This window comes from Devosia yakushimensis, from assembly GCF_030159855.1.
Taxonomy (GTDB): domain Bacteria; phylum Pseudomonadota; class Alphaproteobacteria; order Rhizobiales; family Devosiaceae; genus Devosia; species Devosia yakushimensis.
Genome location: NZ_BSNG01000001.1, coordinates 2,722,136 through 2,740,749, shown reverse-complemented (window position 1 = coordinate 2,740,749; position 18,614 = coordinate 2,722,136). Strand labels below are relative to the sequence as shown.

Sequence of the window (18,614 nt, the reverse complement as noted above, 5' to 3'; positions counted from 1 at the left end):
ACCCTGATGTAGGACGCGTTGGCGCAACGCGGGAATAGCACATGACAGCCTTGGTCTGGCCGGAAATCTACTTCATCCGGCATGGGGAAACCCCCTGGAACGCCGAACGCCGCTATCAGGGGCGCAAGGACATTCCGCTCAACGAAAAGGGCAAGGGCCAGGCCAACCAGAACGGGCTGACGCTGGCCGCCCTGTTCAAGGCGCGCGGGCTCGATCCCATGGCGTTCGAATGGCACGCCTCCCCGCTCAATCGCACGCGCGACACCATGGACCGGGTGCGGGCCGGCTTCGACATACACCTGCCCGAGGTCAAATATGACGTGCGGCTGATGGAAATTTCCTTCGGTGTGCTCGAGGGCGAATTGTTCGAGCAATTGCCCGCCAATATGGCCGTGGCGCCGGGCGAGCGCACTGAGGACTATTGGGATTTCCGGCCGGAAAACGGTGAGAATTACCGCGATGTCGAAGCCCGGCTCGCCGAATTCGCCGCCGTGCTCAAGGGACCATCGGTGGTGGTGGCGCATGGCGGCATCGCCCGCACGCTGCGCGTATTGATCGAGCATGCGCCCATCCTCGACGTTATCAACTGGGCCCCGCCACAGGACGCGGTGATGCATTTCACCCCGGGCCGGATGGAGCTGCTGCGCGCGGGGGATGTGTGAGCATCTTGCCGGCTCTCCGCATCAGGCATATGTTAAGGCATATGCCTGAATGGAGCGCCCATGAACGAGATCAAGACAGCAAGCCTGTTCCGCAACGGCCGCAACCAGGCCGTGCGCATTCCGGTAGAGTTCGAGATGCCGGGCACCGAAGTCACCATTCGCAAGGAAGGCGACAAGCTGGTGATCGAGCCGAAGGTGCATAAGACCTTGGGAGAGATTCTGGCGTTTTATGGCCCAGTTGATTTCCCGGACATAGACGATTCGGACCTCTTGCCACTCGATGAGCCCGACCTGTGACTTTCCGCGCCATGCTGGACACCAACATCATGTCCACCATGATGCGGCAGGGAGCAGGACGGCTTTGGCAGCGCATTGAGCGTTTTGGCACAGGGAATATATGCGTTAGCACGATTTCCACTGCGGAACTGCGGTATGGCGCCGATCTCCGGCGGTCGCCACGTCTGCACGCCGAAATCGATGAGATTCTGACGGTTATTCGTGCTCTGCCTTTCGAGGCTCCGGCCGACGCCATTTATGGCTCAATCCGCACGCATCTACGGCTTTCCGGAACACCCATCGGTGGCAATGACCTTTTCATCGCGGCCCATGCTTTGGCACTCGACCTCACGCTCGTTACTGCCAATGTCGGGGAGTTTTCTCGCGTGCCTAATCTGCGGATCGAGAACTGGCTCGATTGACCTGATCGCCCCGCGTGCCTAGAAAGCCACAACCACGGGGCAGCGCCATGTCGTTCAATACTTTCGGACATCTCTTCCGTTTTACCACCTGGGGCGAGAGCCATGGGCCGGCTTTGGGCGTGGTGGTGGATGGGTGCCCGCCGGGCATTGTGCTGACGCCGGAAATGATCCAGCGCGATCTTGATCGGCGGAAACCTGGTCAGTCCAAATTCACCACGCAGCGGCGCGAGGCCGATGAGGTCAAAATTCTCTCGGGCGTGTTCGAGGACGAGCGCACCGATGGATCGCGCACCACCGGCACGCCGATTTCGTTGATGATCGAGAATACCGATCAGCGCTCCAAGGATTATGCTGAGATCCGGGACAAATACCGTCCCGGCCATGCCGACTATACCTATGACCAGAAATACGGCATTCGCGACTATCGCGGCGGCGGCCGCACCTCGGCGCGCGAGACTGCGGCGCGGGTGGCGGCGGGTGCCGTCGCCCGGCAAGTGCTGGCGGGGATTTCCATTCGTGCGAGCCTGGTGCAGATCGGGCCACATAAGATCGACTACAACAATTTCGATTGGGGCCAGGTCGACCAGAACCCGTTCTTCTGCGCCGATGCCAAGGCGGCGGAAATGTGGGCCGACTATCTCGATGGTATCCGCAAGGAAGGCAATTCGGTGGGTGCCGTGATCGAGGTGGTGGCGGAAAATGTGCCGGCCGGCTGGGGGGCGCCCATCTATGGCAAGCTCAGCGCCGATCTGGCCTCGGCCATGATGAGCATCAATGCGGTCAAGGCGGTGGAAATCGGCGCTGGCTTCGAAGCGGCGAGCCTCACCGGTATCGAGAATGCCGACCAGATGCGGAGCGGGGAGAACAGGCCCTATTTCCTCTCCAACAATGCCGGTGGGATTTTGGGTGGGATTTCCAATGGGGACCCGATCGTCTGCCGCTTTGCGGTGAAGCCGACATCCTCGATCATCACGCCGCGCCAGACGGTAACGACCGCCAATGAGGACACCGATATCGTGACCAAGGGCCGGCACGACCCGTGTGTGGGGATACGCGCGGTGCCGGTGGGGGAGGCGATGATGGCGCTGGTGCTGGCCGATCACTACCTGCGGCACAGAGGGCAGACGGGGCGCGAGGGCGCGGTGGGGTTCCAGCGGAACTAAGAGTGCAGCTTGGTTTTGTTTGCACCGTCGCCGCTCACCCACGATCGCTTCCCTCGGACTTGATCCGAGGGCCACTCGCCGCTTGTGCCGGGTTGGGAAAGGCCCTCGGGTAAAGCCCGAGGGAAGCACCAGTGGGTGGGTGGTATTGAGGTCGTGCCCCTTAGCGGCCGCGCCCGAACACCAGCACCGTTTCCACATTCCCATCGCCGCCTGAAATGGGTGACGTCACCGAGTGCCGGTGTTGGAAGCCCTGGGCTTGCATAAAGGCAATGACCTCGGTTAGCGCCTCGGCAATGGCCGGCTCGCTGGTGACGATGCCGCCCTTGCCGACATTGACGCGGCCGACTTCGAATTGCGGTTTGAACAGGATCACGGCATCGGCGTTTGGGGTGCAGAGGGCGAGCGGGGCTTGGAGCACTTTGATCACCGAGACGAAGCTGACATCGGAGACCAGCAGGTCGATGGGCTCGGGGATCATTTCCACTGTCAGGTCGCGGGCATTGACACCCTCCATGCTGACCACGCGGTCGCTGCCCTTGAGGCGCTCATGCAATTGGGCATGGCCGACATCGACGGCGTAGATGCGGCGAGCGCCGCGCTCCATCAGGACCTGGGTAAAGCCGCCCGTGGATGAACCCACATCGAGGCAGGTCTTGCCGGTGACCGCAATGCCGCCGGCGTCGAGCCCGGCGACCAGCTTGAGGGCGGCGCGTGACACATAATTGGCGGCCGGATCGCTGAGGGCGAGCTTGTCGTCGCGACCAACCATCTGGTTCTGCTTGACGGCGGTGATGCCATTAATGGTCACCGTGCCGCGCAAAATGGCGTCGCGCGCCCGGGCACGGCTCGGCACCAGCCCGCGCTGTTCGAGGGCCAGGTCGAGCCGGATGCGCTCGCTCATCCCTCGACCAGCCGCTTGACCTTGGCCAGGGCCGTATCGCCCGCCTCTTCATAGGCGACCGTGCCGTCGAACTTGCCATCGGCATCGATCAGAAAGGTGAGGGCGGTGTGATTGACCAGATAGTAATCGTCCGTTGCTTCGGCCTTTTCCGAAAAGACGCCGAAGGCGGCCTTGACCGCTTCGGTCTGCGCCTGATCGCCGACAAGGCCAATGATGGAGGGATCGAACCCTTCGACATAGCCTTTAACGGCATCAAGCGTATCGCGCTCGGGATCGACCGTGACGAAGATGATGCGCAGCTGCTCGGGCGTGAGGCCGAGCTGGGCGCGCCAGGCAGTGGTTTCGGCCAGCGTCGTGGGGCAGACATCCGGGCAGAAAGTATAGCCGAAGAAGATGAGGCTCGGCGTGCCCTTGAGATCGTTCTGCGTGAACGTGCCGCCCGCCGTGGAGGCCAGGGCAAATTGCTGGCCGGTGAAATCGAGCGGCAGCGGCCGCGCTGGTGGCCGGAAGACGTAAAGCGCGGTGGCGCCCAGCGCCACGATGGCGACCAGGCCCCATAGCACGATGCGGAAATTGCGAAGGGACTTGCCGGTCATGGCGCGACGCCTCAGGCGTCCAGCGGCTCGGTGCCGGTGGGGCGGCCGTCGCGGGAGAGAGTGATCTTTTCGATACGGGCTTCTGCCGTCCGCAACAGGGTTTCGCAATGGGCCTTGAGGGCCTCGCCACGCTCGTAGATGGCGATGGATTCGGCCAGCGGCGCCCGGCCCGATTCCAGCTTGCCGACGATTTCCTCGAGCTGGGCCAAAGCGGCCTCAAAGCTCAGTGTCTTCACATCGTCATTGGTGGTTTCGGCCATATCGGGCTCCTTCAGTCTTCCAGGCGGCCAACGGCGCCGTCCATCAGCATGGCGACATGGTGCGACGCACCGCCCGCCAGCCCCTTGAGGTCATAGCCACCTTCGAGCAGCGATACAATGCGGTTGCCGCAGCAGCGCTCGGCCACATCCATCAATTTTCCGGTGAGCCAGCTGAAGTCCGAGGATTCCCAATTGAGCTGGGCCAGCGGATCGAGGCGATGAGCGTCAAAGCCCGCCGAAAGCAGCAGCAGGTCAGGCGAAAAATCGATCAAGGCGGGGATGATGCGGGTGAGATAGGCGTCGCGCATGGCCGCGCCATCCGAATTGGCGTCGAGCGGCACATTGACGATATTGCCGACGCCGGTTTCGCGCGGATGGCCGGTGCCGGGATAGAGCGGCATCTGGTGACTGGAGGCGTAGAAGACCGTGGGGTCGGCTTTGAAAATGTCCTGCGTGCCATTGCCGTGATGCACGTCGAAATCAACGATGGCGATGCGCTCGGCGCCATATTTGCGCTGGGCTTCGCGGGCGGTAATGGCGACGGTGTTGACCAGGCAAAAGCCCATGGGTCGGTCGATTTCGGCATGGTGGCCGGGTGGGCGGATGGCGCAAAAGGCATTGTCGGCTTCGCCCAATAGCACCGCATCCAGCGCCAGCAATGCGCCGCCAATGCCGGTGGCGACAGCGTCGAGCGAACGGGCGGAAATGAAGGTGTCAGGGTCGAGCTGGCCGATGCCCTCGGCGGGGCGGGCGGCACGCAATTGCGGCAGGTAGCGGCTGTCATGGACCAGCTCGGCCAGCATCAGATCGCCGGTTGGGGCATTGCGGCGGACCAGGGCGTCAAAGCGCGAGCGGGCCAGGGCTTCCTCGACCGCGATGATGCGGTCGGCCCGCTCGGCATGGCCTTGCGGGGTGACATGATCGGCAAAATCTGGCTGGCTGACGAGAAGCGTGGTCACGCGGGGCTCCGGTTTCCCTCCACTTCGTCTTGACGTGGTGGGGCGTCATTGTCAAACAACGGCCATGACGATGAATGGTGAATTAGCATTTCCTGAACCGAAAACGGTAGATGAGGCCGCTTCCATCCTGCGGGCGGGCGGGCTTTGCGCTTTTCCCACCGAAACGGTCTATGGGCTGGGCGCCGACGCGACCAATGCCGATGCGGTGCTGTCGATCTACGAGACCAAGGGAAGACCACGCTTCAATCCGCTGATCATCCATTGCGCCGATCTGGCCATGGCCGAGACGCTGGCGGTGTTTTCACCGGCGGCGCGCAAGGTCGCGGCTTTGTGGCCGGGGCCGCTGACGCTGGTCTTGCCGGCGCGGCCGGGCAATGGGCTGGCCGATGTGGCGACAGCCGGGCTCGATACGGTGGCAATTCGCATTCCCGATCATCCGGTGGCGCTGGAATTGCTGCGCGCGGTGGGGCGGCCGCTGGCGGCGCCTTCGGCCAATCCATCTGGACGGTTGTCGCCGACCACGGCCTATCAGGTGCGGCTCGGCTTTGCCGGGCGCGTGCCAGTGCTCGATGGCGGGCCATGCCGGGCGGGGGTGGAATCGACCATTATCCGGGTCGAGGGCGACCGGCTGATCCAGCTGCGATCCGGCGCCATGGCGCGTGCGGATATCGAGCTTGCATTGGGAGCGGTGGTGGAGCTGGCGGAAAAGGATGCGGCGATTGCAGCGCCCGGCATGCTGCTCAGCCACTATGCGCCCGAGGCGCTGATGCGGCTCGATACAGAACCGCGGGACGGAGAGGCCTATCTGGCCTTTGGTGCGGCGGCGGCGTTTGAGGGGCCGGTGCGAAACCTGTCGCCGTCGGGGGATTTGAAGGAAGCGGCGCGGAACCTCTTCGCCATGCTGCATGAGCTGGATGCCGAGGGGCGCAAGGTGATCGCGGTGGCGCCGATCCCTGATGAGGGGCTGGGCGAGGCGATCAATGATCGGCTGCAAAGGGCGGCGGCGCCACGGGGGTAGGCGCCGCGCTTCTCTTCCTTTCCCTCTCTCCCCAAGGGGCGAGGGAAAGGCTCCGTGGGTGGGGCGGAGCTAGTTGTCCCGCACCTTATAGGGCTTCTGATCGCGCATGAACCGGGCCAGGGCTTCGAGGTCGGCGTCCCCGCCTGGGGGCAAGACCACCTTGAGGTTCACATAGAGGTCGCCGCCGCCATAAAGGCCCTTGCCCTTGAGGCGCAAGGATTTGCCGGTGTCGACGCCGGGGGGCAGGGTGAGTTCCACCGAGCCGTCGAGCGTGGGCACGCGCACCTTGGTGCCCAGCACGGCTTCGTAGAGTGTGATCGGGACATCGGTGCGCAGGTCGGCCCCGTCGCGGCGGAACTGCTTGGATTTTTCAAAGCGCACGGTGACCAGGGCATCGCCCGGCTCGCCGAAGGGGGAGGGACTGCCCTGGCCCTTGAGGCGGATCTGCTGGCCTTCCTCCACCTTTTCGGGAAGCTTGACCGACAGCACCTTGCCCGAAGGCATGCGCACGGGGATCGAAGCGGCCTTGTGGGCATCCTCGAGCGACACGGCAGCGGTGACGACAATATCCTCGCCCTTGGCCTGTCCGCGCCCGCCGCCCGCGGCAGCGCCGGCAAACGGATCCCATTGCGCGCCACCGGCCGGGCCGCGGCCCGCACTGCCGCGCGGCTGGCCGCCAAAGCCGCTCATGAATTCCTTGAGAATGTCCTCGGCCGAAAACCCGCCCTGACCGGGGCGGCCACCGCGCGCGGCGCCGGAATTGAAGCCGGCAAATTTCGGATTGCCATCGGCATCGATCTCGCCGCGGTCGAACTGGCCGCGCTTTTCCGCGTCGGTCAACAGGTCATAGGCATTGGTCGCCTCGGCAAATTTGCCGTGCGTCGAGGTATCATCGGGATTTTGGTCGGGGTGATACTTCTTGGCGAGCTTGCGATAGGCGGACTTGATGTCCTTCTCGCTCGCCGAACGTGGCACCCCAAGCACGGTATAGGGATCGCGCATCTGGTCCATTCAATGAGTCTGGCGTTGCTTCGCCAAGGTTTCCCGTCCTATATGGCCACGGCCCCGCGCCTTGTCCAGTTTTTGGGTGTGTTCACATGTTGCAAACCCTCACCGAACGCCTGTTCGATGACGGCGACCGCGCCGATCTCGACCCCTATGCCGTGTTCGAGGAATGGTACGCCCTGGCCCAGGAGGCCGAGCCGAACGATCCCCATGCCATGGCGCTGGCGACGGTGGACGAGGAGGGCATGCCCGATGCCCGCATGGTGCTGCTCAATGCCCGTGATTCGCGCGGCTTCTGCTTTTTCACCAATTTCGAGAGCGACAAGGGCCGCCAATTGCTGGCCCATCGCAAGGCCGCCTTGCTGATGCACTGGAAGTCACTGCGCCGGCAGGTGCGGATTCGCGGGCTTGTGGAATTGGTGGCGCCCGAAGAGGCCGATGCCTACCATGCTTCGCGTGCCAGAGGCAGCCAGATCGCCTCTGCGGCCTCCGAACAATCGCGGCCGCTGGCCAGCCGGGCCGAGCTGATTGCTCGGGTGGATGCGCTGACGGCCCAAGTGGGCGAGGGGCCGGTGATGCGGCCAGCCCATTGGTCGGGCTTCCGGGTCCTGCCGCAGGTCTTCGAATTCTGGAAAGACGGGCAATTCCGGCTGCATGACCGGGTCAGATTCACCCGCGAAGGCGCACGCTGGGTGAGCACACGGCTTTATCCTTAGGGTTTTGATTTGCATTGATCTCGCCGCGGGGCCTCCCTCCCCTTGAGGGGAGGGCCGGGGTGGGGGTCGTCTTGGCTCCTGCGCGAAATCGCGCCGACCCCCTCCCTCGATCCCTCCCCTCAAGGGGGAGGGAAGGAATAGAGCCGGTGGATTCGCTCAATGTCCCGACCACCACGATGTCATCCCCGCGAAAGCGGGGAGAAAAATCTTCAAACTCCTGCAAGACCTTGCCGTTACCATGCGCGGCGAACTGAACTGACGGCGGCACGTTGCGCATACTGATCCGGACATCGAGATGGGCCATCTGGGCGCGCCGGCTGGGCACGCTGGCCCTGCCGCTGGTGGTCATCCCCGTGCTGCTGCATCGCGAGCGCTTCATCACCAGCGATGTGTTCCTGGTAGCGGTGGTGCTAGCAGGGCTGGTGGCGGCCATTGCCTTTTTCGCCTCGCTGATCGCGCTGGGCCGGCTCTGGCACACCGGCGATCATGGCTGGGGCAAGGCGCTGGCCGGCCTGGCGCTGAGCCTTTTGTGCCTCGCCCCCTTTGGCTGGTATGGCAGCCTCATGCTGCGCTATCCCCCCGCCACCGACATGGCGACCACCACCCGCGGTGCGCTGCCGCTGGTGTTTGAGCCGGGAACGGCGGCCATGCCCGCTCCCAAACTGCTCACATCGGCGCAAATGGCCGCGATTTTCCCCAATGTGCAGACGCGAACCTATCCCCTGGTTCCCGAACAGACTTTCGCCCTTGTCGAACGCATGGTCGCCGAGCGCGGCTGGGATGTGCGCCTGCGGCGCGAACCGGTGGGCGATGCCCCAGGCCGCATCAATGCCCAGGCGATGACATTGCCGGGCTGGCGTGAGGAAGCTGTGCTGCGGGTGACGGCGACGGAGGAGGGCTCCGCCGTCGATATGCGTTCGGCCTCGCTCAATGCGCTGCATGATTTCGGATCGAATGGGCAGAGGATCGAGGAATTTCTCATCGCGCTGGACGATGCGGTGACGGTGCTGCTGCGGGATAATCCGACGCTCGAGCCGGAGGGCGAGGCGGAGGCGGTGACGCCTGTGCCGGTGCCGGCGAATTAGGGCGCGCTTTCGCGGGAACGACACCGTGGGCAATGGGCGCTTGTGGCAGAGCGCTGGATTTTGTGCCGCTTCCCTCGGGCTTGACCGTGGGTCTTTCTCGGCCCGGCACAAGCGGCGAGCGGCCCTCGGGTCAAGCCCGAGGGAGGCGATTTTGGTGGGTGGGGGATTGGGGCTTCTTCCATATCTGGTGGTGTTCCGGGCGCACTGTGAGATCTGCTGGCCTAGCGGAGGGTTGCCAACTGCGTCCCGGACCATCCTCGCCGCACCTGCAACAACCCCTGCGCCTCGAGATATTCCACATGCGCCGTGATGGTCATGGCCGCAGCGCGGCGGACGGCGAGGGGCTGGGTGGGATAGATGGCCTTGACCACTGCGCCAATGCTGCGGGCCCCGGCCTTGACGGCGGCAACGACCTGTTCGTTCCGCCATTGCCGGTGTGCCAGGAGGCTCTTGGCATAGGCGGGGCCGTCGGCAATGGGGCCGCCATGGGCAGGGATATAGTGCCGGTAGGGTAGGGCAATGACCTTTTCCAGCGACGCAAGGTAATCGGCCATGGAGCCGTCGGGCACGCTGACCAGGGTGGAATTCCAGCCCATGATGTGATCGCCGGTGAGCAGGGTGTCGCCCGCCAGCCCGAACGCCAGGTGATTGGCGCAATGGCCGGGCGTGGCATGGACCGTGAGCGCGAGGTCGCCGGCGGGAACGGTTTCGCCATCCATGAGAGTACGATCGGGCACCAGATCCCAATCGCCCGATTTCCGAATCGGATTGCGCTCGAAGCGGCGCAGCGGGCGCGACAGCCGGTGGGGGCCGCCGAACCAGAGGGGCGCCTGCAGGAGCGACGCCATACGCCGGGCCAGGGCGCTATGGTCGCGATGGGTATGGGTAAGGATGATGGCATCCACCGGCCGCCCGGCAAGGGCTGCTGTGAGCGCGGCGACATGGGCTTCGTCTTCCGGCCCCGGATCGATCAGCGCCAGCCGGTGATGGCCGGCGAGAAAACTATTGGTGCCGGTAAAGGTATAGGGGCTGGCATTGGGCGCAGTGACCCGCACCAGCCCCGGCGCCACGCCGACCGGTGTGCCGATCTGGGGGGCAAAGCTTGTGTCATAGGCCGGGGCGGGGGCAGGTGTGGTCATTGCGCTGGCTTTGCCGAGAGATTAAGAAGTCAGGACTGATGCGCGTCCCGGGGATGGGATGGCGCCCGATTAGAAGCATGGAAGGTATGAAATGGCCGTGACTTTGACCACGCCCAACACGCTGCTCGGCGTGTTCCAGCCCAAGGGCGACGCTGCCAAACTGGTGTCCACTATGGCGACCGTCGTGCTCGGCACGCTGCTGCTGACCATTTGCGCCAAGATCAACGTGCCGGTCTGGCCCGTGCCGGTAACGCTGCAGAGCTTTGCCGTTGCCGCCTTGGCCGCCGCTTTCGGCGCCCGGATCGGTGTTGCCACCGTGGCGCTTTACCTGGTTGAAGGCGCGCTCGGCCTGCCGGTCTTCGCGCTTGGCGGGGGCCTGGCCTATCTCGTCGGCCCTACCAGCGGGTTCCTGTTCGGTTTCCTCGCCATGGCCGCCATTATCGGCTTTGCCGCCGATCGCGGCGCTTCGGGCAAGCCCCTGACCCTGTTTGCCGCCATGCTGGCCGGCGGCGCGGTGATGTTCGCGCTGGGCTTTGCCTGGCTGCTCGCCATGTCCGGCCAGGCCGGCTGGATCGACCAGGCCAATGTGGTGAGCTCGGCCTTTGCCAAGGCCGTGCAGCCCTTCATCATCTGGGATGTGCTCAAGATGGCGCTCGCCGCCCTCACCGTCACCGGCATCTGGGGCCTGTTCGCCGCCAAGCGCTGAGCGGCGCCACATCATTATGCCCAAGGCCGGTCCCCAGGGGCCGGCCTTTTTGTTTGCGCCGAAGCGATTGCGGCGCAACGCGGCAGGGCCCAGGCGCGTTGATCGGGCCGGGAGGGGATCATGTCCAATCATTATGTCGTCGCCGAACAGGACCGCGCCTGGCACTATAGCTTCAAGGGGGCGCTGGTGGGACCATACACATCCAAGGAACTTGCCATCGCGGCCGCCGTCAAACAGGCCCAGGCCTCGGGCAGCGCCGATATCGAGGTGGTCGTGCGCGACGCCGATATGCGTTCGGAAACGGTCTGGCGCTCGGAATGACGCGGGAAAGAAAAAGCCCAGCCTCCTGAGAGGCCGGGCTTGATTGGTCGGAGTAGAGTGATTCGAACACTCGACCCCCTGCTCCCGAAGCAGGTGCGCTACCAGGCTGCGCTATACTCCGTCAGAAATCACGACGATCGGGTCTGCGGTGCGGGTTTCCCCCGGCGCCATGTCGCGATTGGGCGCTTTATAGCGATGCTTCCCGCCGCATACAAGCGCCTCGACACGCGTTTTTCACCACCCTTCCAGCCATGTTGCGAAGCGCAACCAAACCGTGTACGAACCGCGCCAAGTTGGGGTGTCGCCAAGTGGTAAGGCACCGGTTTTTGGTACCGGCATTCCTAGGTTCGAATCCTAGCACCCCAGCCAGATTGCTCCTCATTGTCCGCACCGCGAATACCTGCGACGCTTGCGCGTTAAGACTGCGACGCTGATCTCGTAGCCAACACGTTTCGCACCCAAACGCTTGTGCGTTTAGACCTCGACGAATTGTCCGGTGGGTCTTACGGCATCCCTGGCCAATGGTCAGCGATCCAGCTCGCTATGGCCCCGATATCGGTTGGTTCGGTCGTATCCACCGCAAATGCCGGTCCTCGTCCGAGCGGCTCGGCGCGGGCGGCCAGTTCCGCCAATTCTGGCAAATAAGCCGCCCCCGGATGTCCCGGCAGGCGGTCCCCGAGCCGGCTGGCATAGCGCTCCACGATCACGTTCGCCGGCGCCTGGCACCAGATCTCCAGCGTCTCGCCAATGCCTGCCATGGTGAGGTGGCTCTCCAGCAATTCAGGCGGCTGGAAGCCGAACCAGGCATCCACGATCACCGTCGTTCCCGCCGGCGCATCGGCTACCAGTGACCAGATCGCCTTGTAGCTTGCCTTGCCCAGCGTGCGGTTGAAACCTCGGTCTACTCCCTCGATGACCTCAAGAAACGGGTTCTTGATCGTATCAAGCGTCAGTAGCGGCCAGCCTGTCTGCGCCGACAAGGCTCGTGCCACCCGGCTTTTGCCGCTGGCCGGCACGCCATTGACCAGCACGGCACGTTTGCGGCCCCGCGCGGCAAAGCGGTCCATGGCGCAGCGCGCGGCTCCAATCACACCGGCATCGTCGCCCAATTGGGCGGCGACGACCGGGCTCTGATACCAGCAATTCTCGGCGGGAATCCCCGCCAGTGCCGCAACGGCCTTGCCGCCCATGCCGCCGCCCAATAGCACCAGGTCGGGATCAAGCGTTGCCACCAGCCCATCAATGGCCCGGCGCAATGGCCCCGCCCATGCTGTCAGCACCGCCGCTGCCTGCATATCGCCCTGCTCGCGGCGTTCGAGCAAGGCGTCGGCATCGGTGCCCGCCGGCAGACCAGCCTCGCGGACATGCCGGCCAAAGGCGGTACCCGAACTCAGTGTTTCGACGCAGCCTCGTCGTCCGCAGGCGCATACCAGCCCATCGGGTGTGACCACGACATGGCCGAATTGCCCGGCCGTGCTGCGGCCACGCAGCAAATGCCCATGGTCCAGTGCTGCCCCGCCAATCCCGGTGCCGATGGTCAGCATGACCAGGTTCTGCTTGCCCTGTCCGGCGCCAAAGGCTGCTTCACCGAGCAGGGCCATGCTGCAATCATTTTCCAGCACCACGAATTGTCCGGTCGCCTCGCGCAGCAATTGGGCGAAGGGCAGCCCGGCGAGATCGACATAGCCGCCCGAGAACACCGTTCCCGTGCTGCCATCGACTCGCCCGGGCACGCCGACACCGATGCCGGCAATGCCTTGGGCCATCACCTGGCCAATGAGGTCGATCGTGGTCGCCAGCACCTGTTCGGGATTGGCCGAACTCGCTGCCCGGGCGCTGACCAATATCTGTCCGCTGTCGCTGACCCGGGCGGCACGTATATGCGTGCCCCCGATATCCACGCCAATTGCCGTCTGCCCCATGGCACGCTCCAAACGCTCAGGCGACCCGCGTTTCGTGGGCGCTGTAACGCGCAATCACCGCCTGGATTTCGCGCAGGCGCGGCACGGCAATGGTTTCGAGCCGCTGCTTGGTCACGGTCCGATCAAGTGAGATACAATCCTTCCACAGGGAGCGGCCCGCAATCACCCCCGAGGCGCCATTGTGCATGGCGATTTCGACCTGTTGCAAGAAGGTTGCGTGATCCACGCCCGCCGACAGGATTGCCCATGGCACTTCCCCGCAGAGCCGGGTTACCTCGGCGCAGGATTCCGGCGTGCCTGGATAGGGAAGCTTGAGCACCTTGGAGCCCGCGTCCAGGCAAAGCTGCGTGCCGCCCTGGATCAACCCGGGAATCTTGGCCGCATAGGCCTCCTTGCTTTCGCCTTCCAGCGCGTAGGTCAGAAATTCCACCACCAGCAGCAGGTCTTCGCTGGCAAAGTCCGCAATCACCTGCTGCAGCGTCGCCATGTTCTGCGTGTTGGCGGCGGGCGTATCCGAACGCAGATAGATCATGATCTTCCCGCCCGTACCGCCCAATTCGCGCACCCGGCGCGCCGTGATGCCATCGACCATCTTTGAAATCCGGTAGCCTTCGGGCGAGACATCCCATCCTGAAGCATCAAGCCCGATCAGTAGCGCCGTATCGCGCTGCAATACACCCTCATCCACCACTTGCGGCACCGCGCAGATCGGGTCCACCAGTACGCAGGAGGCCTGGCTGGCGAGATAGCGCGTGATATCGGCCTTGGTATCGCCCAGTACCTCATTGCTGATCCCTGCCTGTTCTTCCGGCGTGGCTGCCAGCAGCGTGCGCATGCCCCCGCGCTGATCGCAGGCGATCACCATCATTGCACCGTCTTGTCCACAAATCTGGTGGTAGCCGCGTCTTTCGGCGGTGGTCATGCGTGCCATGTCGAATATGCTCCTCGTGAATTGCGACAAAGAGGCTCCGGTCACGCAAAACGGTGTTTTGCGCGGCAATTGCCTAACAGCGGGGTTTGGGCGATAAGGATTATCGTTGCCGACGATGTAACACATTGCTGAAAGGAATTTCAAGCTGTCTTCGCAGTCCGGGGATGCAGGCGTTTCCCGCTCCATGATGCATGCGGTCGCCAAGCTGCATTACGAGAGCGACATGAGCCAGGTGGACATCGCCAAGCGCATGGGCGTGTCGACGGCCACAATTTCACGCCTGCTGCAGCGCGCCCGCGCCGAAGGCATTGTGCGCATCGAAATCCGCGACATCGTCGCCCCCGAAGCCCTGCGTGACCGGCTGATTGCCGGGTTGGGCCTCAAGCGCGCCGCCGTTATCGACGCCCCCGCCGCCGGCGTGCTCGAAGCCCTGGCCACCCCTCTGGGTGATCTCCTCAAGGAGACGGGCCTGGGCGCCGGCTCGGTGCTGGCCATCGGCTGGGGCAGGGCGGTCAGCGCCGTCATGCAGGCCGGGCTCCCCCCCTTGCCGGGCATCATCACTGTGCCCGCGACGGGCGGCATGCAGCAGCACGCCCCCCATTTCCAGGTCAACGAATTCGTCCGCCTCGCCGCCGGGCACATGGGCGGCACGCCCCATTTCATCCACGCGCCCTATCTGCCCTCGGCCGAAACCCGCGCCGCCTTCCTCGCCGATCCCGCCATCGCCGACAGCGTTGCCCTGTGGGACCGCATCGATGCCGCCATTGTCGGCGTCGGCCTGCCGCACGCCGTCAACGCCCCCGAAGCCAGTGCCGCCACCCCCAGCGAACAATCGCTGAGCAATGCGGTGGGCGACGTGATCCGCCATTATTTCGACCGCGACGGCAAACTGATCCAGTGGGAAGGCGAAACCCGCATGATCGCCGCCTCCCCCGCCCAGCTCCGCGCCGCTCCCCTGGTCATCGGCGTCGCCGCCGGCGAAAACAAAGTCGGTGCCATTATCGGCGCCGCCAAAGCCGGCTTCATCAGCGCCCTGGTCACCGACGCCAGAACCGCCGAAGCCATCCTGGACACGCTGGGCTAAGCCCAAGCTCGCTTCGGGCAGCACTCCCAGCCCGCCCCACCCACAATGTCATCCCGGCGCAGGGCCGGGATCCATGCTGAAGGGCCCTCCCCACCATCCAGCGTGCGGATCATGCACAGCATGGATTCCGGCCTTTGCCGGAATGACACCGTGAACGTGGCGGCACTCAGCCACTCATCTCCAAATCTTTCTCCGCGTAAAAATTGATATTTGCGCGCACAAAACCTGTTGACATCGCGGCCCCGTCATGGAGTTCTACCCAAGCGGATATCCCCAACAATCGGAACCGCACGAGGAGAAACGCGGGCTCACCCCGCCGGAGGTTTACCGATCGCCCAGTCCGCATGACCGGCGTCGCATTGCGACGGGTCTTGACGGCTGCAATATGTGAAGTAAATTGCAGAAGAAAATTTCACTTGACGATTTCAGGACGTCGGGATGAGATATGTTAACTGGGCAAACAAATCCGTTTGGCCAGTCGAATGACTGTCAACGAACAGCTCAATGAGGGAGGAAAACCATGGAGCGTCGTTCTATTCTCAAGGCCGTGGCTGCAGCCGCACTGGCCACCACGATCGGCCTTGCCGCCAGCCCGTCCTTTGCCCAGGACAAGAAATTCACGATTGCCTTGATCCCGGGCCTGACCACTGACGGCTTCTACATCACCATGCGCAAGGGGGCCCAGGCCGCCGCTGATGCGCTCGGCGTGGAACTGGTGTTCCAGGGCGCGCCCGAGTTCAATCCGGTTGTGCAGGTGCCTGTGCTCGACGCCATCATTGCCCGTGCGCCGGATGCCATCCTGATCGCCCCCACCGATACCACTCAGCTTGTCGAACCGCTGCGCAAGGCCAACGAAGCCGGTATCCCCGTGATCACCGTCGATACGTTCATCGGCTCGGGTGTCTACCAGACCGGGGCGGGCGACGCGGATTTCCCGCTCTCCTACATCGCTTCCGACAATATTCTGGGCGGCCGCATCGCTGCCCGCGCCTTGGCCAATGCCATCGGCGGAGAGGGCAAGGTCTTCGTTTCCAACGTTAATCCGGGCATTTCCACCACGGACCAGCGCGAAGAAGGCTTCAAGCTGGAAATGAGCGAGAACTTCCCCAATATCGAAGTGCTCGAAACCCAGTTCAACAAGAACGATGCCAATAACGCGGCCAGCCAATTGCAGGCCGTTTTCGCCCGTAATGCCGATCTCAAGGGCGTGTTCGGGGCCAATCTGTTCTCCGCCCTCGGCTCTGCCAATGGCGTCCAGCAGGCCGGCCAGAGCGGCACCATCAAGGTTGTGGCGTTCGATGCTCCCGTCAGCATCGTTGACAATATCAATTCTGGTCTCGTCGACGTGGCCATCGCCCAACACCCCGCCGAAATCGGTTATTACGGCGTGGTCTCGGCCTTTGCCCACCTGACGGGCCAGTCGATCCCGGTTTCGATCGGCACCGGCTTTACCATCATGGACAAGGCCAATATCGCCGATCCTGAAATCGCCAAGTACCTCTACAACGAGTAAGCGCCGCCTGGGTGGCCCTGTGGCATTTGCCGCGGGGCCACCTGCCTCTACGCCCAGTCCGCGAGGGTTCCGCCCCGCGTCGACGCCGGATCAGGTGACACCATGACCGCTTCAGCTCCGCAGGCCCAGCCTGCTTCCACCCATATAGCCCCGCAAGCCGATCATGCCGGAAGCGCGCTCAATTGGATGCAGCGCATCGCCAATCTGCGCGCCTGGCTCTTCCTCGCCGCGCTGATCGTCGGCTTTGAAATTTGGGCCCGCATCGGTTTTGGCGGCACCTTCATCCTCAATCCGTTCAACGTGCAGTCCATCGCCATCTTCGCGGTCGCCCCGCTCCTGCTCGCCACCGGGCAGACCTTCGTCATCATCTCGGGCGGCATCGATCTGTCGCTGGGCTTTATCATGGGGCTGGCCGCGGTCGTCGCCGCCCATGCCATCAATTGGGCCACGCCCGGCATGGGCTTCCCGCTGGCCGTTCTGTTCGGCAGTCTTGTCGCCATTCTGGTCGCGGGCCTTCCAGGCGTCGTCAATGGATTACTGGTTTCCCGCCTGCGCGTGCCGCCTTTCATCGGCACATTGGGCATGTTCGGCGTGGCGCGCGGCGTCGCTTTCCTGCTGGCCGGCGGCACGACGGTTCCCGTGCGCAACGAATTCTTCGCCGCGATCGGCAATGGCCGCTTCTTTAACGTGCCCTATATCGTCATCATCGCTGCCGTCTTCGTCATTGCCATGCATTACGTGTTGAGCCAGACCCGTTTCGGCCAGCACAATTATGCCATCGGCGCCAATCCCCAGGCCGCCCGTCGCGCCGGCATCGACATCAAGTGGCACTTGCTGCGGCTCTACATCCTGTCCGCCATGTGCGCGGGCCTAGCCGGCGTGGTCTATTCCGCCCGCTTCAGCGCCGGCGCTGCGCAGGCCGGCGAACCCCTGCTGCTCGATTGCGTGGCCGCCGTGGTCATTGGTGGCGCCAGCCTGTTCGGCGGCTCGGGCACCATCTTTGGCACCGTGGCCGGCGCGCTGGTCATCGCAGTCATTCAATACGGTCTGGTTTTCGTCAATGTCGAACCGTTCTGGCAATTCATCAGCGTCGGCGTCGTCATCATCATCTCGGTCCTGATCGACCAGGCGCAACGCCGCTTCACCGGAGGGCGCATCGATGAATAATGCAGCCGAACCCCTGCTCGACGTTCGCAACCTCTCGAAAAACTTCGCCGCCGTGCAGGCCCTCAAGGACTTTTCCATGGTAGTCCGTCCCGGCGAAGTCGTGGCCCTGGCCGGCGACAATGGCGCGGGTAAAACCACGCTGATCAAGGCCATCTCCGGCGTCTACAAGCCATCCTCGGGCGAAATCCGCCTGCGCGGCGAGCCCGTCAGCTTCGCCACCCCGCAAGAGGCGCGCGACAAGGGCATCGAGACCATCTACCAGGACCTGGCTTTGGCCGATAATCTCTCCATCGGCGCCAATATCTTCCTGGGCCGCGAACCCATGCGCAAAGCCTTCGGCTTCCTGCCCGTGCTCGACCGCAAGAAAATGGCCGAGGCCGCCAAATCCACCATGGCCCTGCTCGATTTCCATGTGAACCGCATGGAAGCCCCGGTCAGCAACTTCTCCGGCGGCCAGCGCCAGGCCGTCGCCATCGGCCGCGCCGTCTATTGGGACGCCCAGATCCTCATCATGGACGAACCCACCGCCGCCCTCGGCGTGCCCGAACAGCGCAAGGTCATCTCCCTTATCCACCAGCTCAAGGCCCAGGGCCGGGGCGTGATCTTCATCTCCCACAACCTGCAAGACATTTTTGCGGTGTCCGACCGCATCGTCGTGCTTCGGCGTGGCGTCCAGGCGGGCGAACGCAGAATCTCGGAAACCACCCATGACGAAGTGGTCAAACTCATGGTCGGCGGCTAGTTACGATAGCTCCCTTCTCCCCTTGT

Annotated in this window: 21 protein-coding genes and 2 tRNA genes; 14 read left to right on the top strand and 9 right to left on the bottom strand. The window is 63.9% G+C overall.

All coding sequences use genetic code 11. The features are described 5' to 3' along the window. Positions 1–41: 41 nt before the first annotated feature. The 4 genes from QQL79_RS13255 to aroC are packed head-to-tail and all read left to right on the top strand — an operon-like array spanning position 42 to position 2,523. On the top strand, positions 42–662 hold the full coding sequence (locus QQL79_RS13255; protein ID WP_284391571.1) for a histidine phosphatase family protein: 621 nt from the start codon (positions 42–44) through the stop codon (positions 660–662). A gap of 60 nt (positions 663–722) precedes the next feature. Further along, a complete protein-coding gene (locus tag QQL79_RS13250; RefSeq protein WP_284391569.1) occupies positions 723–959 on the top strand; it encodes an antitoxin in 237 nt (78 codons plus the stop codon). Then, positions 956–1,360, top strand: coding sequence for a type II toxin-antitoxin system VapC family toxin (locus QQL79_RS13245; RefSeq protein ID WP_284391567.1), 405 nt, complete (start codon positions 956–958; stop codon positions 1,358–1,360). Before QQL79_RS13250 ends, QQL79_RS13245 begins: the two co-directional genes overlap by 4 nt. Before the next feature lie 47 nt (positions 1,361–1,407). Then, complete coding sequence (gene aroC, locus QQL79_RS13240) at positions 1,408–2,523, top strand: chorismate synthase (protein ID WP_284391565.1); 1,116 nt, start codon at positions 1,408–1,410, stop codon at positions 2,521–2,523. Between the two features lie 160 nt (positions 2,524–2,683). Here the strand turns inward: aroC and QQL79_RS13235 are convergent, their stop codons facing one another. Genes QQL79_RS13235 through QQL79_RS13220 form a run of 4 tightly spaced genes read right to left on the bottom strand, consistent with a single transcriptional unit; the run spans position 2,684 to position 5,239 of the window. Continuing rightward, entirely contained in the window at positions 2,684–3,424 is a 741-nt protein-coding gene (locus QQL79_RS13235; protein WP_284391563.1) for a TlyA family RNA methyltransferase, read from the bottom strand. Continuing rightward, on the bottom strand, positions 3,421–4,020 hold the full coding sequence (locus QQL79_RS13230) for an SCO family protein (protein WP_284391561.1): 600 nt from the start codon (positions 4,018–4,020) through the stop codon (positions 3,421–3,423). Before QQL79_RS13230 ends, QQL79_RS13235 begins: the two co-directional genes overlap by 4 nt. 11 nt (positions 4,021–4,031) lie before the next feature. After that, positions 4,032–4,280, bottom strand: coding sequence for an exodeoxyribonuclease VII small subunit (locus QQL79_RS13225; protein WP_113121285.1), 249 nt, complete (start codon positions 4,278–4,280; stop codon positions 4,032–4,034). An 11-nt stretch (positions 4,281–4,291) separates the two neighbouring features. Then, entirely contained in the window at positions 4,292–5,239 is a 948-nt protein-coding gene (locus tag QQL79_RS13220) for a histone deacetylase family protein (RefSeq protein ID WP_284391556.1), read from the bottom strand. A 64-nt stretch (positions 5,240–5,303) separates the two neighbouring features. On the opposite strand from QQL79_RS13220, the gene QQL79_RS13215 reads away from it, so the two are divergent. Next, positions 5,304–6,257, top strand: coding sequence for an L-threonylcarbamoyladenylate synthase (locus QQL79_RS13215; protein WP_284391554.1), 954 nt, complete (start codon positions 5,304–5,306; stop codon positions 6,255–6,257). 69 nt (positions 6,258–6,326) lie between these two features. Here QQL79_RS13215 and QQL79_RS13210 read toward each other — a convergent pair whose 3' ends face one another. Then, positions 6,327–7,259, bottom strand: a complete 933-nt coding sequence (locus QQL79_RS13210; protein ID WP_284392884.1) for a DnaJ C-terminal domain-containing protein — start codon at positions 7,257–7,259, stop codon at positions 6,327–6,329. Positions 7,260–7,354: 95 nt separating this feature from the next. Here QQL79_RS13210 and pdxH point away from each other — a divergent pair, with 95 nt between their 5' ends. Beyond that, complete coding sequence (pdxH, locus tag QQL79_RS13205; RefSeq protein ID WP_284391552.1) at positions 7,355–7,978, top strand: pyridoxamine 5'-phosphate oxidase; 624 nt, start codon at positions 7,355–7,357, stop codon at positions 7,976–7,978. Between the two features lie 269 nt (positions 7,979–8,247). After that, positions 8,248–9,063 carry a DUF1499 domain-containing protein gene (locus QQL79_RS13200; protein ID WP_284391551.1) on the top strand — a complete coding sequence of 272 codons (816 nt, stop codon included), beginning with the start codon at positions 8,248–8,250 and terminating at the stop codon, positions 9,061–9,063. Positions 9,064–9,284: 221 nt separating this feature from the next. Here QQL79_RS13200 and QQL79_RS13195 read toward each other — a convergent pair whose 3' ends face one another. After that, on the bottom strand, positions 9,285–10,202 hold the full coding sequence (locus QQL79_RS13195) for an MBL fold metallo-hydrolase (RefSeq protein ID WP_284391550.1): 918 nt from the start codon (positions 10,200–10,202) through the stop codon (positions 9,285–9,287). 91 nt (positions 10,203–10,293) lie between these two features. Between QQL79_RS13195 and QQL79_RS13190 the strand changes: the two genes are divergently transcribed. Beyond that, the gene (locus tag QQL79_RS13190) at positions 10,294–10,908 is read left to right on the top strand and encodes a biotin transporter BioY (RefSeq protein ID WP_284391548.1); all 615 of its coding nucleotides are present in this window, start codon (positions 10,294–10,296) and stop codon (positions 10,906–10,908) included. Positions 10,909–11,028: 120 nt separating this feature from the next. Then, positions 11,029–11,229, top strand: a complete 201-nt coding sequence (locus QQL79_RS13185; RefSeq protein WP_284391546.1) for a hypothetical protein — start codon at positions 11,029–11,031, stop codon at positions 11,227–11,229. Positions 11,230–11,273: 44 nt separating this feature from the next. On the opposite strand, the gene QQL79_RS13180 is transcribed toward QQL79_RS13185, so the two are convergent. Then, positions 11,274–11,350, bottom strand: a tRNA-Pro gene (locus tag QQL79_RS13180). Between the two features lie 173 nt (positions 11,351–11,523). Here QQL79_RS13180 and QQL79_RS13175 point away from each other — a divergent pair. Further along, positions 11,524–11,598 (top strand) — tRNA-Gln (locus QQL79_RS13175). A gap of 134 nt (positions 11,599–11,732) precedes the next feature. Here the strand turns inward: QQL79_RS13175 and QQL79_RS13170 are convergent. Further along, positions 11,733–13,151 (bottom strand): ROK family protein, encoded by a 1,419-nt coding sequence (locus QQL79_RS13170; RefSeq protein WP_284391544.1) that lies wholly within the window; start codon positions 13,149–13,151, stop codon positions 11,733–11,735. Between the two features lie 16 nt (positions 13,152–13,167). Further along, a complete protein-coding gene (locus QQL79_RS13165; protein ID WP_284391542.1) occupies positions 13,168–14,082 on the bottom strand; it encodes a tagatose-bisphosphate aldolase in 915 nt (304 codons plus the stop codon). A 184-nt stretch (positions 14,083–14,266) separates the two neighbouring features. Here QQL79_RS13165 and QQL79_RS13160 point away from each other — a divergent pair, with 184 nt between their 5' ends. The 4 genes from QQL79_RS13160 to QQL79_RS13145 all read left to right on the top strand — a co-directional run bounded on the left by QQL79_RS13160 (position 14,267) and on the right by QQL79_RS13145 (position 18,588). Then, positions 14,267–15,166, top strand: coding sequence for a sugar-binding transcriptional regulator (locus QQL79_RS13160; protein WP_284391540.1), 900 nt, complete (start codon positions 14,267–14,269; stop codon positions 15,164–15,166). Between the two features lie 520 nt (positions 15,167–15,686). Next, positions 15,687–16,679 carry an ABC transporter substrate-binding protein gene (locus tag QQL79_RS13155; RefSeq protein WP_284391538.1) on the top strand — a complete coding sequence of 331 codons (993 nt, stop codon included), beginning with the start codon at positions 15,687–15,689 and terminating at the stop codon, positions 16,677–16,679. 102 nt (positions 16,680–16,781) lie between these two features. Continuing rightward, a complete protein-coding gene (locus QQL79_RS13150; protein WP_284391536.1) occupies positions 16,782–17,846 on the top strand; it encodes an ABC transporter permease subunit in 1,065 nt (354 codons plus the stop codon). Beyond that, positions 17,839–18,588 carry an ATP-binding cassette domain-containing protein gene (locus QQL79_RS13145; RefSeq protein ID WP_284391535.1) on the top strand — a complete coding sequence of 250 codons (750 nt, stop codon included), beginning with the start codon at positions 17,839–17,841 and terminating at the stop codon, positions 18,586–18,588. Before QQL79_RS13150 ends, QQL79_RS13145 begins: the two co-directional genes overlap by 8 nt. Positions 18,589–18,614: the final 26 nt, after the last annotated feature.

Excerpts from the sequence above, each read along its gene's own strand:
- QQL79_RS13145 (WP_284391535.1), top strand. The coding sequence starts at position 17,839 with ATGAATAATGCAGCCGAACCCCTGCTCGACGTTCGCAACCTCTCGAAA.
- QQL79_RS13235 (WP_284391563.1), bottom strand. The coding sequence starts at position 3,424 with ATGAGCGAGCGCATCCGGCTCGACCTGGCCCTCGAACAGCGCGGGCTG.
- QQL79_RS13215 (WP_284391554.1), top strand. The coding sequence starts at position 5,304 with ATGACGATGAATGGTGAATTAGCATTTCCTGAACCGAAAACGGTAGAT.
- QQL79_RS13150 (WP_284391536.1), top strand. The coding sequence starts at position 16,782 with ATGACCGCTTCAGCTCCGCAGGCCCAGCCTGCTTCCACCCATATAGCC.
- QQL79_RS13165 (WP_284391542.1), bottom strand. The coding sequence starts at position 14,082 with ATGGCACGCATGACCACCGCCGAAAGACGCGGCTACCACCAGATTTGT.
- QQL79_RS13225 (WP_113121285.1), bottom strand. The coding sequence starts at position 4,280 with ATGGCCGAAACCACCAATGACGATGTGAAGACACTGAGCTTTGAGGCC.
- QQL79_RS13185 (WP_284391546.1), top strand. The coding sequence starts at position 11,029 with ATGTCCAATCATTATGTCGTCGCCGAACAGGACCGCGCCTGGCACTAT.
- QQL79_RS13160 (WP_284391540.1), top strand. The coding sequence starts at position 14,267 with ATGATGCATGCGGTCGCCAAGCTGCATTACGAGAGCGACATGAGCCAG.
- QQL79_RS13155 (WP_284391538.1), top strand. The coding sequence starts at position 15,687 with ATGGAGCGTCGTTCTATTCTCAAGGCCGTGGCTGCAGCCGCACTGGCC.
- QQL79_RS13250 (WP_284391569.1), top strand. The coding sequence starts at position 723 with ATGAACGAGATCAAGACAGCAAGCCTGTTCCGCAACGGCCGCAACCAG.
- QQL79_RS13195 (WP_284391550.1), bottom strand. The coding sequence starts at position 10,202 with ATGACCACACCTGCCCCCGCCCCGGCCTATGACACAAGCTTTGCCCCC.
- QQL79_RS13255 (WP_284391571.1), top strand. The coding sequence starts at position 42 with ATGACAGCCTTGGTCTGGCCGGAAATCTACTTCATCCGGCATGGGGAA.
- QQL79_RS13170 (WP_284391544.1), bottom strand. The coding sequence starts at position 13,151 with ATGGGGCAGACGGCAATTGGCGTGGATATCGGGGGCACGCATATACGT.
- QQL79_RS13190 (WP_284391548.1), top strand. The coding sequence starts at position 10,294 with ATGGCCGTGACTTTGACCACGCCCAACACGCTGCTCGGCGTGTTCCAG.
- aroC (WP_284391565.1), top strand. The coding sequence starts at position 1,408 with ATGTCGTTCAATACTTTCGGACATCTCTTCCGTTTTACCACCTGGGGC.
- QQL79_RS13230 (WP_284391561.1), bottom strand. The coding sequence starts at position 4,020 with ATGACCGGCAAGTCCCTTCGCAATTTCCGCATCGTGCTATGGGGCCTG.
- pdxH (WP_284391552.1), top strand. The coding sequence starts at position 7,355 with ATGTTGCAAACCCTCACCGAACGCCTGTTCGATGACGGCGACCGCGCC.
- QQL79_RS13210 (WP_284392884.1), bottom strand. The coding sequence starts at position 7,259 with ATGCGCGATCCCTATACCGTGCTTGGGGTGCCACGTTCGGCGAGCGAG.